13 protein-coding genes are annotated in these 15,171 nt (G+C 44.4%); 4 read left to right on the top strand and 9 right to left on the bottom strand.

Annotation, left to right across the window (positions count from 1 at the left end; genetic code table 11):
* Positions 1-5: 5 nt before the first annotated feature.
* Together MD536_RS03845 and MD536_RS03840 are read right to left on the bottom strand one after the other, a co-directional pair.
* On the bottom strand, positions 6-1,517 hold the full coding sequence (locus MD536_RS03845; protein WP_239595961.1) for an NAD(P)H-hydrate dehydratase: 1,512 nt from the start codon (positions 1,515-1,517) through the stop codon (positions 6-8).
* Positions 1,518-1,546: 29 nt separating this feature from the next.
* Entirely contained in the window at positions 1,547-2,758 is a 1,212-nt protein-coding gene (locus MD536_RS03840; protein ID WP_239595959.1) for a serine hydrolase domain-containing protein, read from the bottom strand.
* Between the two features lie 115 nt (positions 2,759-2,873).
* On the opposite strand from MD536_RS03840, the gene serA reads away from it, so the two are divergent.
* Both serA and MD536_RS03830 read left to right on the top strand, forming a co-directional pair.
* Positions 2,874-4,106, top strand: coding sequence for a phosphoglycerate dehydrogenase (serA, locus tag MD536_RS03835; RefSeq protein WP_239595957.1), 1,233 nt, complete (start codon positions 2,874-2,876; stop codon positions 4,104-4,106).
* A gap of 169 nt (positions 4,107-4,275) precedes the next feature.
* Complete coding sequence (locus tag MD536_RS03830; RefSeq protein ID WP_239595955.1) at positions 4,276-5,562, top strand: NAD(P)/FAD-dependent oxidoreductase; 1,287 nt, start codon at positions 4,276-4,278, stop codon at positions 5,560-5,562.
* A gap of 156 nt (positions 5,563-5,718) precedes the next feature.
* Here MD536_RS03830 and MD536_RS03825 read toward each other — a convergent pair whose 3' ends face one another.
* Positions 5,719-7,002 carry a hypothetical protein gene (locus tag MD536_RS03825; protein WP_239595954.1) on the bottom strand — a complete coding sequence of 428 codons (1,284 nt, stop codon included), beginning with the start codon at positions 7,000-7,002 and terminating at the stop codon, positions 5,719-5,721.
* A gap of 37 nt (positions 7,003-7,039) precedes the next feature.
* Positions 7,040-9,613 carry a DNA gyrase subunit A gene (gyrA, locus tag MD536_RS03820; protein ID WP_239595953.1) on the bottom strand — a complete coding sequence of 858 codons (2,574 nt, stop codon included), beginning with the start codon at positions 9,611-9,613 and terminating at the stop codon, positions 7,040-7,042.
* A gap of 209 nt (positions 9,614-9,822) precedes the next feature.
* Here gyrA and MD536_RS03815 point away from each other — a divergent pair, with 209 nt between their 5' ends.
* Positions 9,823-10,818: a hypothetical protein gene (locus tag MD536_RS03815; protein ID WP_239595952.1), complete on the top strand. Its 996-nt coding sequence runs from the start codon at positions 9,823-9,825 to the stop codon at positions 10,816-10,818.
* A gap of 4 nt (positions 10,819-10,822) precedes the next feature.
* Here MD536_RS03815 and MD536_RS03810 read toward each other — a convergent pair whose 3' ends face one another.
* Genes MD536_RS03810 through MD536_RS03800 form a run of 3 tightly spaced genes read right to left on the bottom strand, consistent with a single transcriptional unit; the run spans position 10,823 to position 13,261 of the window.
* A complete protein-coding gene (locus tag MD536_RS03810) occupies positions 10,823-12,115 on the bottom strand; it encodes a hypothetical protein (protein WP_239595951.1) in 1,293 nt (430 codons plus the stop codon).
* A gap of 46 nt (positions 12,116-12,161) precedes the next feature.
* Entirely contained in the window at positions 12,162-12,851 is a 690-nt protein-coding gene (locus tag MD536_RS03805) for an SIR2 family NAD-dependent protein deacylase (RefSeq protein ID WP_239595950.1), read from the bottom strand.
* The gene (locus MD536_RS03800; protein ID WP_239595949.1) at positions 12,848-13,261 is read right to left on the bottom strand and encodes an EVE domain-containing protein; all 414 of its coding nucleotides are present in this window, start codon (positions 13,259-13,261) and stop codon (positions 12,848-12,850) included. Before MD536_RS03800 ends, MD536_RS03805 begins: the two co-directional genes overlap by 4 nt.
* 90 nt (positions 13,262-13,351) lie before the next feature.
* On the opposite strand from MD536_RS03800, the gene MD536_RS03795 reads away from it, so the two are divergent.
* Positions 13,352-13,915, top strand: coding sequence for a fasciclin domain-containing protein (locus MD536_RS03795; protein ID WP_239595948.1), 564 nt, complete (start codon positions 13,352-13,354; stop codon positions 13,913-13,915).
* Between the two features lie 25 nt (positions 13,916-13,940).
* On the opposite strand, the gene MD536_RS03790 is transcribed toward MD536_RS03795, so the two are convergent.
* Together MD536_RS03790 and ribH are read right to left on the bottom strand one after the other, a co-directional pair.
* The gene (locus MD536_RS03790; protein WP_239595946.1) at positions 13,941-14,663 is read right to left on the bottom strand and encodes a (Fe-S)-binding protein; all 723 of its coding nucleotides are present in this window, start codon (positions 14,661-14,663) and stop codon (positions 13,941-13,943) included.
* Positions 14,664-14,668: 5 nt separating this feature from the next.
* Positions 14,669-15,169: a 6,7-dimethyl-8-ribityllumazine synthase gene (gene ribH / locus MD536_RS03785; protein ID WP_239595944.1), complete on the bottom strand. Its 501-nt coding sequence runs from the start codon at positions 15,167-15,169 to the stop codon at positions 14,669-14,671.
* Between the last annotated feature and the right edge of the window lie 2 nt (positions 15,170-15,171).

Genomic DNA, 15,171 nt, shown 5'->3' with positions numbered 1-15,171 from the left:
AATAGTTAGTTCGTTGATTCCAATTCTAGAAATGCGGGACCTATAGAATCGATGATATCAGAAGCAAGTACGGATTCTTTACCCAGTTTCCGGCTGGCAATTTCTCCTGCAAGTCCGTGCATATAAACACCAAGCAAGGCAGCCTGTTCCGGCGCATACCCACGCGCCAGTAATCCCGTGAGCATACCTGTCAGGACATCTCCACTACCTCCTTTGGCCATGCCGGCATTGCCACTGGTATTGAACCAGGCACGTCCCCCGGGCATGGCAATAAAAGTCCGGTGCCCTTTAAGTACCACAATAACCTGGTGTTGTATAGCCATTCGCGTGGCTGCTTTAAGTCTTTCAAAATCATTGCGGCAGGAACCATTCAGCCGGTCAAACTCTTTGGGATGAGGGGTTAATATGGAAAAAGGAGGGATGCCTTCCAACAATCGAACGTCCGCAGCCAGCATATTGAGTGCATCAGCATCCAACACCATGGGGTTACGGAAATGAGTAAGTAAATGACGTAACCAATCCCGGGATTGCGACTCTTGTCCCAAACCAGGACCAATCCCTATTGTTTTGAAAACAGCTGTACTAGAAAGAAGCTCTTCCGGCTTTCTGCTATCATACAAAATACTCATTGATTCCGGAATGGCTGTTGGGAATATCAATTGTTCCTGTTCCGGAACCAGGCTTGTAAGCAAACCTGCTCCACTACGTAAGCAGGCTTTGGCTGCCAATACAGCTGCACCCATTTTACCTGGACTGCCGGCCAGAAGCAAGGCATGACCGAATTTGCCTTTATGTGAAAATGCAGGCCGGGGCTGAAGAATGGCTTTGGCCAGCGCACCATCCGTCATTTCATACAACGGAGTGCAAGAAGTAAGAAATCGTTGATCCAGGCCAATATCCAGTATTACTGGTATGCCAAAGTAGGATGCATTTTCTGCAACCAGCAGCGCTGTTTTAAAACATTGAAAACTGAGCGTGATGCTGGCATGAATGCAGGGGTGGGGCAAGCTTGACTGATCTGCAAACAGACCACTTGGCAAATCAATACTGATTACGGCATTGGGATATTGATTAATGTGGGAAATCAGTGCAGCCATCCGTCCATCAACCGGGCGATTTAATCCGGTGCCCAACAAAGCATCAATGACCAGCACCGACTCCGGGATATCCGGTAACGGAGCGTTTTCCTGGAGAAAATGAATGGTTACAGGAAGGGTATGGAGACGGTGTAAGTTTTGTTGAAAATCGGGACTTCCAAGTTGACCGGTTTCAAAAATAAACACATCAACCGGACGGCTGAATTTCTGCAAGAGCCTTGCAATGGCAAGGCCATCTCCGCCATTATTCCCTTTACCACAAAAAATATAAAATTGTTGCTGGTTTACAATTCGGTTGGTTTCCATCCACTGAACACAGGCCATTGCAGCTTTTTCCATCAGATCAATGGAAGCGATGGGCTGCTTTTCAATGGTGAAGCGGTCCCAGGAACGCACCTGTTCGGCAGATAATACAACCATACCGAAATGTACAAAAAAAAGAGATCGGCTTAATCGGTGCCACCGCCCACAGAAACCGTGGCTTCGTTCTCCATATCCTGGAAAAGATTATTGCTTTGCTGATAATCGCCAAACATATCGCAGAGTTGTTTGGCCTTGTAGATGTTCCGGTTGTAGCGGTTACCCAGCATGATGATGGTTGCTTTTTCTTCCGGCAGGCGGATGAAAACCGTGTTATTGCCATGCCACCAGCCATTGTGGTAAACGATTTTCTTACCGTTCTTCAATTCGGTGAGCCGCCATCCCAAACCATAATTACGGGTGCCTGACTTTTCATAACTGTAACCGCTAAACGCAGCCTGCAATGTTTCGGGTTTAAAGAGACTATCACTATACAAAGCCTGGTCCCATTTCAGCATATCGCGAACGGTGCTGTAGATATTTTTATCACCATATACCAGGTCCATGAATTCCAGGCCATAACGACGGTTATTAGCTTCAAAAGAAGGGAGAGAAGCACTGGCATCCTCCGGACGGAATACATAGGTATCATTCATCTGAAGAGGAATAAAAAACTTTTCCTCCATATATTCAGGAAATGACTGTCCGGATACTTTTTCAACAATCAATGCCAACAGGGCATAATTTGTATTGCAGTAATTGAAGCGTTTACCTGCGGTAAACTGAATGGGAGGCTTCATTTTGTAAAGGGAAGCAAGAACGTCCAGGTTGGTAGCCAGTTTTTTCTTATCCCATCCGTAAACATCCAGATAATTGGTATAGTTTGGCAGGCCGCTGCGATGATTGAGCAGCATCTTCACCGTGATATTTTTATAGGGAAACTTTTCGAAATATTTCGACAGTTCATCCTCCAGGGAAAGCCTGCCTTCTTCCCATAATTTTAAAACGGCCATCCCGGTAAAGGTCTTGGATACGGAAGCCAGGTGAAAGGCATCGTGCTCCTGAAGTTCGCTGTCCTTGAGAACCGGATCTCTATAACCCAAATAAGCTTCCGAGATGATTTCCCCGTCCTTGGCAATCAGATAGGAGCCATTAAACCCTCTGGTACCAAAGGTCCTTTCCATAAAAGACTGAATAGCAGACTCATAACGATCTACCACAGCTTTATCAGCATGTGTAAAAGAGGCTTTAATAACGGGGGCTGATAAGTTGGAACCAGGGGTATTTCCCGCGGGTTCAGCATTTCGGCAACCTGCAAGGCTTGCCATCAGGACCAACAGTTGTACGAATCTGTGTTTCAAATGCTACTTATTTATTTTCAACAAAGGATATGGATAGCTCAAATATAACGAAAAACCTGTCGCAAATGGTATGCCGTAATTTTATGATATTTGCGCAGCAAGCAAGAACCAAACAATGGAACCTAAAACAAGTTACCCCAAAGACAAAATCAACATTCTTTTTTTAGAAAACATCAGCGACAAAGCCGTACAGCATTTTAAACAGATGGGCTATACATCGGTTCGAAAACTAGCAGGAGCACTTTCTGAAGAGGACCTGATCAGGGAAATCAAAGATGTACACCTGTTGGGCATTCGTTCCAAAACACAGATTACCGAAAAAGTAATAGCCGCTGCCTCCAAACTACAGGCTATCGGAGCATTCTGCATTGGCACCAACCAGATAGATTTGAAAGCCGCAACCAGGGCGGGTGTTGCTGTATTCAATGCGCCCTATTCCAATACCCGTTCTGTAGCCGAGCTGGTTATTGGATTATCCATCATGCTCATCCGCAGAATTCCGGATAAAAACAAAGCGGCACACGATGGCATCTGGATGAAAGATGCAAAAGGAAGTTTTGAATTAAGAGGAAAAACCCTCGGAATTATCGGATACGGAAGCATTGGAACCCAGGTAAGTATTTTGGCGGAAGCATTAGGCATGAAAGTGATCTATTACGATGTGCTGACAAAATTACCCTTAGGCAATGCGGTTGCCGGAAAAAACCTGAAAGATGTAGTATCTCAGGCCGATGTAATAACCCTGCATGTTCCGGATACGCCAACCACCAAAAACATGATCAATAAAGCGACCCTTAAGCATTTTAAAAAAGGTAGTATCCTGCTGAACTATGCCCGTGGGGAAGTGGTAGACCTGGATGCGTTACGAAAGTGCCTGGTGGATGGCCAACTCAGTGGGGCGGCCATCGATGTGTTTCCCTGGGAACCGGAAAAAAACGGAGAACGTTTTCAAACCCCTTTGCAGGATCTGCCCAATGTAATTCTGACACCACATATTGGAGGATCAACTGAAGAAGCACAACAAAATATCGGGGAAGATGTAAGTATGAAACTATACCAGTACCTCGAAATGGGAACAAGTTATGGTTCCCTGACTGTGCCACCGCTGAGCTTACCACCACAGGAGGGTACACATAGAATTCTGCACATCCATCGAAACGTACCTGGAGTTTTATCAGCAATCAACACTGAATTGTCCAAGCATAAGATCAATATCCTGGCACAGTACCTAAAAACAACTGAAGAAATTGGTTATGTTGTATTGGACGTAGACAAAAAACTCTCTGCTCAAGCTCAGAAATTATTACGCGATGTGAAGGAAACCATCAAAGTGCGTTTGTTATATTAATAGTAGTGAGGCTGCTGGCATGCTTACTGCATAATCAGATAGCCGGAGGTACCATACAAAACGAAACAGCCGGATTACCATACAAACCGTACCCGGAGGTTTCGTTTTATTTAACAATTAAACTTTCAATAATATTTGAAAGTTTAATAACTTTGTAAAAACAAGCAAGATGAAACTAGTAATTGCAGGCGGGGGATTTGGCGGATTAAGGTTGGCAAGAAAACTAAATAATAAGAAAGGAATAGAGGTGTTACTGGTAGACCGATTCAATTATCACCAGTTTCAGCCATTGTTTTACCAGGTGGCAACAGCTGGTTTGGATGCAAGTAATATTTCCTTTCCCTTACGAAAAGTGTTTCAGAAAAGTAAGAATGTACGCTTACGCCTGGCCGATATACAGCGGGTTGATCCTGAAAATAAAAAACTAATCACGAATACGGGGGAAATACTCTACGACAAACTGGTAATTGCAACCGGTGCGGGCACTAATTTTTTTGGTAATACCGAGCTCGAAACGCATGCATTTTCCATGAAATCAACGGTGGAGGCCTTACAGATCCGCCACAGGCTGATGGAGAATTTTGAACGAGCGACCATTGAACAGGACCCTGTAGAAATTGAGCGACTGATGAATATTGTAGTGGTTGGTGGCGGTCCAACAGGGGTCGAATTATCAGGTGCCATTGCAGAAATGCGTAACTATGTTTTACCCAAGGATTATCCGGAGCTGGATTTCAGCAAAATGAAAATCTACCTCCTGGAAGGATCAGGTAAAGTTCTTGGAACGATGAGTGAGAAGAGTTCAGAACAGGCTTTAAATTATTTAAAGCGATTAGGGGTCACTGTTATAACCAATTACCTGGTGGCTAACTATGATGGTAAAACGCTTACCAATAGGGAAGGCAACAAGATCGAAACTGCTACCGTTTTATGGGCAGCCGGTATCAAAGGCCATGTTCCGGATGGTATTACAAAAGTGGAGCCAGTTCGTGGAAACCGGTTACCAGTAAACGAATTGAATTTATTGGAACCGTACAATGATATTTATGCCATCGGGGATGTGGCAGCTATGGCTACCTCGGAGTATCCAAACGGGCATCCGCAGGTAGCACCGGTAGCGATTCAAATGGCTGATAACCTGGCCAGTAATTTGCTGGCTCAACTTTCCGGAGCTGGTTCCGCTCAAAAAACATTCCAATACCGGGATAAAGGTGCCATGGCAACGGTTGGCCGTAACCTGGCCGTTGTAGATGTGCCCAAACCTAAATTGCATTTTGGTGGTTTCCTGGCATGGCTGGTTTGGATGGCATTACACCTGATGCTGATCCTGGGAGTGAAGAACCGGCTGTTTGTATTCCTAAACTGGCTGTACAATTATGTTACTTATGATCAATCCCTGCGCCTGATCTTCCGCGAATTTCACCGGTCGGGTGATCGACAACCTCAGAATTCTTAAAAAGTGAAAAGGATCTTTACAACTTCAAAAGAGGAACACAGATGAATTAATAATCAGAAAAGAAGAAATTCTATTTAACATAATATAAATTATAAGACAATTTGTAGATGAAAAAAGCCGCTTCATTGAAGCGGCTTTTCATTGATTATCAATTGATTAGTGAACTTTGTCCACGTTGTTGAATTTCTCTTCGTAGAACTTCAATTTCTCCTGGTTCTGCTTGTTATCGTAGATCGTGATCAGCAGATCATACGCATCCTTCAGGTAGGATTTCTGCTCCATTTTTAATTTGCCTTCTTTTCCAAGCAACTCATCCACTTTCTCAAAATATGGAATGGCAGCATCAAATTTTTGGGCAATCAAACCGCGCAGTTCTTCTTTACGCTTCAGTTCTTCCGGCTTCAGACGGCCACCCTGAGGCGGACGGATTGCTTTGTTGATGGTATTGTAATCTACGCCTTCATTGTACTGAATTTGCCCGAGTACCAGGTAAGCTGCCGCATAATCAGGTTTTTCAGCCACCACCTTTTTTAGTTCTTCTTCGGCCTTTGATATGAGCTCCTTGGAATTTGCCGGACGCTGTGCTACATCAGGTTTGTAACCCTCAGAATACAATTCCACTGCATAATTATATCGGATAGACGTATTGGTTGGATCTCCAGCCAGTACCGCTTCGTATTTTTTGAAAAGTTCTGCTTTGTCGCCACCATCGCGCGCTATGTCCAGCTCGTATGCAGGCCAGAATTTATCTTCCGGATAAACTTCTTTACCAAGCGTAAGGTATTTTTTGGCAGCTTCTGTATCTTTTTTCTGGTTATAGTTATAATCCACCAGCCACTTATAAATTTCCACCATGCCTTCACCATTCACTTTGGCATCTGCCAGTTTGGAATAATAAATAGCAGCATCATCGCGCTTGTTGGACTTTTCGGCACTGATACCGGCATATAAAACAACGGTAGTATCCAGTGCGAGATTAGACCATTTTTTGCTTACCATATAATCACTTACTTCCAGACAATTTTTGAAGTTGCCATAGGCCTCTTCAAATTTGTTGCCATTGTAAGCATCTGCACCAGCTTTGAAATAACCCTGATACACATCCATGATGGGTTTGTAATTATCCAGTTGCAGGAATACCAACTGGCCTTTATCATCCATATCCACATATTTTTTCAAAGTCTCATATGCTACAGCACGGGCATCTGGAACGCTTGCTGCCAATGCAGGATCCTGTGAAATTTCTGCATAAATTTTAGCTTTGGTGTACCAGGCTTCTAGATTCTTGGCATTTTTTTCATTCGCCAGGAAAGTCTCAATCTGATCCTTAGCCTCAGTATATTTCTTGGCTTTCACATTGTTCTTGATCTTTTCCAGGTTCTGGGCAGATAAACCCAGTACCGTGGTGGCGAGCATTGCTGTTAGTAAGAGCTTTTTCATCAGTCCTATTTTTGTTAGAGGTTTAGTTTACTAATATTTATTCAGATGGATTTTCAACAGGTTCGGTTGTCTCTCCAGTAGCCGGAGTTTCAGGTGTTTCGGGATTTTCAATAGATTCCGGATTTTCTTCTTCCATTTCATCCAGTTTGGTAATTGCCGCAATCGAATCGTTAGCCTGTAAGTTAATCAATTTAACACCTTGAGTCGCCCGACCTGCCTCACGGATATCCGCAATAGAAGTTCGGATGGTCATTCCACTTTTACAAGTGATCATCAGGTCTTCCTTCTCGGTAACATCCAGAATTCCTACCAAAGGCCCGGTTTTGTCTGTTACGCTGATGGTTTTCACCCCTTTTCCTCCCCGGTTGGTAATCCGGTATTCATCGATCTGGGTACGCTTACCAAAACCATTTTCACTTACCACCAAAACCGTTTTTTCCGTGTCCTCTTTCTTGACACATATCATGCCAATTACTTCATCATTTGCGTCATCCACTTCAATGCCGGCCACACCAATGGCACCTCTTCCGGTTGGACGAACTTTTTCCTCCGGGAACCGGATTGCTCTGCCTGATTTTACTGCCATCATAATTTCGCTGCTACCATCCGTTAGCCGGGCATCCAGTAACTGATCCCCCTCCATAATGGTAATCGCATTTACACCGGTCTGGCGAGGGCGACTGAAATCTTCCAGCAATGTCTTTTTGATGACCCCTTGTTTAGTACAAAGCACGATATAATGAGACTGAACAAAATCTTTATCCTCGAGGTTGGCAACATCGATAATTGCTCTGACCTTATCATCCGTTGGCAATTGCATCAGGTTCTGGATCGCCCTTCCCTTGCTGCTCTTTTCTCCTTCCGGAATCTCATATACTTTCAACCAGTAACAACGTCCTTTTTCCGTAAAGAACAGCATGGTGTGATGCGTGGACGCCACAAAAATGTGTTCTATAAAATCCTCTTCCCTGGTTCTGCTGGCCTTGGCTCCCCGACCGCCGCGACGTTGCTGGCGATACTCGGTTGCAGATGTCCGCTTGATATAACCCAGATGAGAAATCGTTATCACCACATCCTCTTCAGCAATAAAATCAAGCACGTTCATTTCATTAGCGAGGTAGGTAATCTCAGACTTCCGCGGAGTGGCGAATTTATCTTTTACTTCGATCAGTTCTTTTTTAATTACATCATAACGCAGGCCTTCATTCCCCAATAATTCCTGCAAATGCGCAATCAATTTCATCAGTGAATCGTATTCGTCCCGGATCTTTTCACGCTCCATGCCGGTGAGTCGCTGCAATCTCAATTCCAGGATCGCTTTCGCCTGAATTTCATCCAGTCCCCAACCTGCATTAACGAGTGCTTCTTTTGCGCTATCCGGTGTTGCCGAACTACGAATCAATGCAATTACTTCGTCCAGGTGATCCAGTGCAATCAGGAACCCCTGTAAAATATGAGCTCTTTTCTGTGCCTCACGCAGTTCGTATTGAGTACGGCGCACTACTACTTCATGACGGAATTCCACAAATTCCTGAATGAGCTCCCTCAGGTTCAGCGTTCTTGGGCGACCCTTAACCAGGGCTACATTATTGATGCCATATGATGTTTGCAGCTCTGTAAACTTATAAAGCTGGTTCATTACCACATTGGCAACCGCATCCCGCTTAAGATCAATCACTATGCGGGTACCTTCCTTCTCATTAGATTCGTTGTTCACATGGGCAATTCCCTCGATGGTTTTGGAAATCACCAACTGACCAATTTTATCACAAAGCGAATCCCGGTTTACCTGGTACGGAACTTCTGTGATAACAATTTGCTCCCGACCACTTGCCTTGGTATCAATCTGCATTTTGCCACGCAGAACAACCCGGCCGCGACCTGTAAGGAAACCTTGCTTCACTCCATCAATTCCCCAGATAGTTCCACCGGTTGGAAAATCCGGAGCTTTTACATACTTCATCAAATCCTCAGCTGATATCTCCCGGTTATCAATAAACGCAATACAGCCATCTACTACTTCTCCCAGGTTATGAGGCAGCATATTGGTGGCCATCCCTACTGCAATACCGGTAGAACCATTAACCAGCAATTGAGGAATTCGGGTAGGCAGTACCGTTGGTTCTTCCAGGGAATCGTCAAAGTTGAGCTGGAAATCCACCGTTTCTTTTTCGATATCTTCCAGCATTGCTTCCGCGATTTTTTCAAGCCTTACTTCCGTGTAACGCATGGCCGCGGGACCATCACCATCCTGGCTACCGAAATTACCCTGCCCATCGATTAAGGTATGACGCATACTCCATTCCTGGGCCATGCGAACCATGGTATCATATACAGAGGCATCACCGTGCGGGTGGTATTTACCTAACACTTCACCTACAATCCTGGCAGATTTTTTATAGGGTTTATTGGAATTGATACCAAGGTCATTCATGGCATATAACACCCTGCGGTGAACGGGTTTCAATCCATCCCGTACATCGGGTAAAGCCCGACCTACAATCACCGACATCGAATAATCGATGTAGGCGGTTTTCATCTGCTCCTCAATATTGATCTGAATAATCCGGTTGCTGTCGTTGGTTTCCTGTGGCGTCAGATTTTCTTCCATGCTGTAAAAAAATTAACCTTTTGAAAGGGTTCTTTGTTGTTTTATAAAATGCCTTAAAGAAAGTGGGCAAATCTACCGTTTTTAAAGGGCAAAACCTTAACAATTCCCTCAATTTTACCCCAATTTTTCCACCATTTGGTGGCTATCTTTTTTGTATTTTTAGCATCCCTGACCAACCACCAGTAAAGCACAACTAAAACCCGCAAACTATGCAACAGTACCGCTTGTTGCGCAACAATAAAGAATCAGGCCCCTATACCTGGAAGGAACTGGCACACCTTCCATTAAAACCCTACGACCTGGTTTGGGTGGATGGCAAGAGTGCGGCCTGGCGGTACCCTTCCGAATTACCTGAATTCAAGGATGTTGCTCCCGGGGTAGAGGAAGATTTTTATGAACAGTTTCACCGCCGGCCTGCTGAAAAAAAAGAAGCCATTGCTACAGTCAGCTCTGGCGTAACCGAAAAAGCGGAACTAACTACACCAATGGTTTCCGCCATTGCCTCTGCTCCTGCTGAGCAACGAAAGAAAGTAGCAGTAATTCTTCCGGAGCGTGTTCCTCCTCCAAAACGGGAGCCCGTCTTAAGAGTAGTTAAAAAAGAGGCTGCTCCCCTTATCGAACAAGCTCCCGAATTAAGTAAAGACAATCCGGCAACCGAACAGGTTATAGACCAGCTCCAGCTTCCTCAGCTAAAACATTCCAGGAGTAAAATTTCTATGAAACCTTTTTATTGGGCAGCTGGTGTTGGAGTTATTGCCATAGTAACATGGATATTTATTCAATTTTCAACCGGCAACCGTTCAGCCAATCCAGTTTCTGATTCAAACGCATTGCCAGTTTTGCAAACGGTTGGAGAACCCATTGATGCTTCCTCCGATCTCCCTGAAGCCTTACCAGAAAATCCGGCACTTGAATTTGCTGCCTTGAAAAGATTTTTGTCCGTAAGCCTGGATCAGATCAACGTGGGTATGTTTGGCGGTATTAACAGGCTTCAACTGACCATCCAAAACAAACACACAAAGCCAATTGAAAACATCACCATTGCAGTTGATTTTCTGGAAAAAGACCAGTCTCTTCACCATACTGAAATTGTGGACATAAATAAAATAGAAGCACAGTCATCCCAATCTGTTCGGGTACCTGCAAATGGAAAAGGCAGGGCAGTTCAAACCCGAATTATCGGTATTGGTAAATACAAACCCTGACGACCTATTTCACTTCCAGGTCACGTTCCGCTACAGCCTGGTAATGGAGATCCCTGAAAATTAGGGTGTATTTGCCAGGTTGCAGGTAGAGCCTGTAATAGCCATCCCGGTCGGTTAAATAGGTCTGATCCGCAGGTATTAGAGTAGGCAACAGGTTTCGAAACGTTTCTTCCTTATAAAATGCCTGTACGAGAAACAAATCCCGGTGAGCCGGTTGAACAGCGGCTAATTTTCGGCTACCCATAAGCGTTAGCCAATCCGCTCTTCCGTATTTTTCCTGCACTGGTGGAAAGAGCAATTGAATATCATAGAGATCATTTTCCAAAAGGCTGACCGGCTGTTTACCCCGGGTAACCACTGATACCTGATCCACCGTAATTCGTTTTACGAGTTCTTTATAAAAGTAACGGCCATATTCAAAACTACTGCCACTGCACAATTCAGTCTGATCAATGGTAAAAGGATCAATGCCGCTCAGTCGTTGTAATACCGTACCCATTGGCGTAAAATTGCCAATTGGCCGCTCTGCGATATGCGCCTGTTCATCAAGCACCAGAATTTTTGCTGTGGTATCCTGTTGCAACAAAGCCGCTAATCGGGTTGCCTGTACTGCGTCCTGCACATTGCCGGTGTTTCGGGTCATGGAGCTATCACCATATGCAATCAGCGTAAATCCAAGTTGTTTTGCTTTTCGTACGATCTCTCCTGCAATGGGATCAGCCACCTGGTAACCAAGAAATTTGGTGACCGGAGCCGTTGCAGGGTTAACCAACGGACTCAGCCAATAAATCGACAGATACCGAAATCCCAGCTTATAAAAATCTTCCAGTAAAGTATAGAAATAAGCCCGCTGCTGTAATTGAGCTGCACTCTCATTGAATAATACAATACGCTCCTTGGCAGCCTGTTGCAGTATGTAGGAACGCGCGTCCAGCAATTGCAGCTTTCCCATCGTATCGAGATACTTCTTCACATCCTCATATCCGATGGGCATCATGGAATCATACGAATGTTCCAGGTAATAGTTTGCGAGTAAATGATCTCCTGCCATAGCAAGATGCCTGGCCAAACGATTCTTATCAGAACCGCTTACAGTTTGTTTGAAGTATTCATACAGGGGTTGCAGGTAATGGAGCCCCTCTCCTGCATACAAAGCCGGTGTTCCTGCTGGCGTTAAACGGTAATTGCCCGCCGTATCCAGTGGATACTCTTTCAACTTCAGTGCTGGTCCGGCTGGTTGTGCTTCAACCAGCCCATATAAAAAAACAAACAGCGAAACCAGCCAGATTTTTTTCATGTTGCAAAGTGAATGGTTTTGATGCATCCCGGCTGTTAGGGAAAGATTAAATATGCTGGTTAAGCAGCTGGTTTTTTAGCTCCTCCATTCCAATGCTGGCAAGGTTTTCAAATACCTGCAAGCGGGCTCCAGCAACGGAATAGGGGATCTTTTTATCCACCACAAATAGCGGGCAATCAGGCGCAACATAATCAATCAAGGAAGCTGCAGGATAAACAACCAGCGAAGTTCCAACAACCAGGAATAAATCAGCTTTTCTCACCAGCGGAACAGCTTCCATCATTTTCGGAACAGGTTCTTCAAACCACACGATGGCAGGACGCCAGCGACCGCCATCTGGGGCTAATTCCCCGATACGCATATCCTCATACACTTCTTCTATCAGTTCCGTATCAAACTCACTGTGTTTTTTGAAGATTTCCCCATGAAGGTGCAATACTTTCCGGGAACCGGCTCTTTCGTGGAGGTCATCGATATTTTGAGTAATGATCTCCACGTCAAAAAAATCCTGCAATTCTGCCAGGATCTGGTGTGCCCGATTCGGTTGTGCATGCCTGACAGCCTGCCTGCGTTCGTTATAAAACTTCAATACCTGTTCAGGATTCCTGGCCCAGGCACGAGGAGTTGCTACTTCTTCAATGGAATACCCTTCCCACAGCCCATCACTGTCGCGAAAGGTCTTAAGGCCGCTTTCTGCGCTGATTCCTGCTCCTGTTAAAACCACCAATTTTTTCATTTCTTCTCTCCTGCCAGTTCAAGTATTACCTTCCACTCTTGCTCTGTTACGGGTTGAACACTGAGTCTGCTCAATTTTACGAGGGCCATATTGGCGAGCCGCGGTTCTGCTTTGATAGCACCCAACGGAACGGGCTTCTTTAATTTTTTCACCGGCTTAAGGTCTACCACCACCCAGGCTTCTTCTGTGGTTGTTGGATCCTGGTAAAATTCCTTCACTACTTCAGCAATGCCTACTACTTCCACTCCTTCGTTGCTATGATAATAGAGTACCTGCTCACCTTTTTTCATGGCTTTCAGGTTATTTCGTGCAGCATAATTCCGTACCCCATCCCAGAAGGTTTTCTTGTCTTTTTCGAACTGGTCCCAACTGTATTTAAACGGTTCTGATTTTACTAACCAATATGCCATTACCAATGGTTTTTACAATTATTCGTAAAAATAACAGTTCAACAAATCCAAAGTTTAATTGGAAGCGTAGATCTGGAATAAAAAAATCGTATGAAAACTTTTAAAAAATTAGCAGTAGTAGTTGTTGCGGGAATCATTAGTTTAAGTGCATCCGCTCAAAATGGCAAACAGGAAAAAACGGTAGAAGTTGGTGGAGCCCCCATGTATCCATCCAAAAACATTGTGGAAAACGCAGTCAATTCAAAGGATCACACCACGCTGGTTGCAGCAGTAAAAGCAGCCGGTTTGGTTGAAACATTACAAACACCCGGACCATTTACTGTTTTTGCACCTGTAAATAAAGCATTTGATAAACTGCCCAAAGGTACAGTTGATCAATTATTACAACCGGAAAACAAAAATCAATTAACCGCAGTTCTCACCTATCATGTAGTAGCTGGTAACCTTAGTGCCGAAGCAATAACACAAAAAATACAGGAAGGAGAGGGCAAAGCAGTACTTACTACGGTACAGGGAGGAACGATAACGCTGTTGAAAAAGGGGAAAAAATTGATGCTTTCGGATGCTAAAGGCAATGTTGCTACCATCACGATAGCTGACGTTCAACAAAGCAATGGCGTGATCCATGTAATTGATACCGTTATTCTGCCATAACTGCTGAAGGTTTTATTTAACTCTCCTACCAACCCGATGCCAGGACATCTGCTAGGTGAAAGGTTTGTATGGGGAGTTGTTTTTTTTGTATGTAACCATCCAGGTGCATCAGACAGGATAAATCAGTACTGATGATGGCTTCGGCTCCGGTTAGCATTGCATTGTTCACTTTCTGATCAGCCATAGCAATGCTGATTGGTTCATATTTTACAGAAAACGTACCGCCAAAACCGCAGCAGGTTTCCACATCATTCATTTCAACCAGTTCCAGTCCGCCTACATTCGATAAGAGCTTTCTCGGCTCTTCTTTTATTTTGCATTCTCTTAGTGCAGCACAAGAATCGTGATAAGTTGCTTTCATTGGAAAGCTAGCGCCAATATCTTCCACCTTCAACACATTAACAAGGAAGTCTGATAATTCAAAGGTGCGGGATTTCAAATCCCTGATCTGGTTATGAATGGAAGAATTATCAAACAATTGCGGATAATAATTACACACAAACCCGGTGCAGGAAGCACTTGGTGCCACGAGATAATCGGAATGAGTTATATTTTCCCGGATAAATTTTTCTGCAACTACTTTTGCCTCGTTTTGAAAACCAGCATTAAAAGCGGGCTGACCGCAACAGGTTTGTTCTTGGTTATACGCCACCTCGCAACCAAGTCTCTCCAACACTTTGATCATGTTCAGGGCAGTTGAGGGAAACAACTGATCCACAAAACAGGGAATGAACAACTGTACTCTCACGGTCTCTATTTTTTAAAACTTCGTTGGAGCGCAATCATTTTTAAGGCCGTGATGGCGGCTTCTTCTCCTTTGTGTCCATGTGGTCCGCCAAGTCTTTCCATGGCCTGCTCTTCAGTTAAAACGGTAAGTACACCAAAAATGGTAGGAACAGGAAGTTCATGATTGAGTAGTACCACGCCATCCGTTACAGCTTTACATACATAATCGAAATGTGGGGTATCTCCTTTAATCACACAACCAAGAGCGATGAAAGCATGCGGACGATCATCCCAATACTTTTTGGCTTCCCAATAAGCACGAATTGCAAAGGCGATTTCCACAGCACCCGGAACGGTGATAGTGGTTACCTTATCGATGCCCTGTTCAGCCAGTAGTTTCCGGGCACCGGCTTCCAACTCACCTACAACAGAATCATTCCATTCTGTTCTTACCAGAACAACACAGGCATCCTTGGGTAGGATGCCTGCTGGTATCTTTACAACATTGGTATTTCCAGTTGCTGCCATAT

Source organism: Flavihumibacter cheonanensis, from assembly GCF_022352215.1.
In the GTDB taxonomy this organism is placed as follows: domain Bacteria; phylum Bacteroidota; class Bacteroidia; order Chitinophagales; family Chitinophagaceae; genus Flavihumibacter; species Flavihumibacter cheonanensis.
This window is presented reverse-complemented; position numbering and strand designations above follow the sequence as displayed.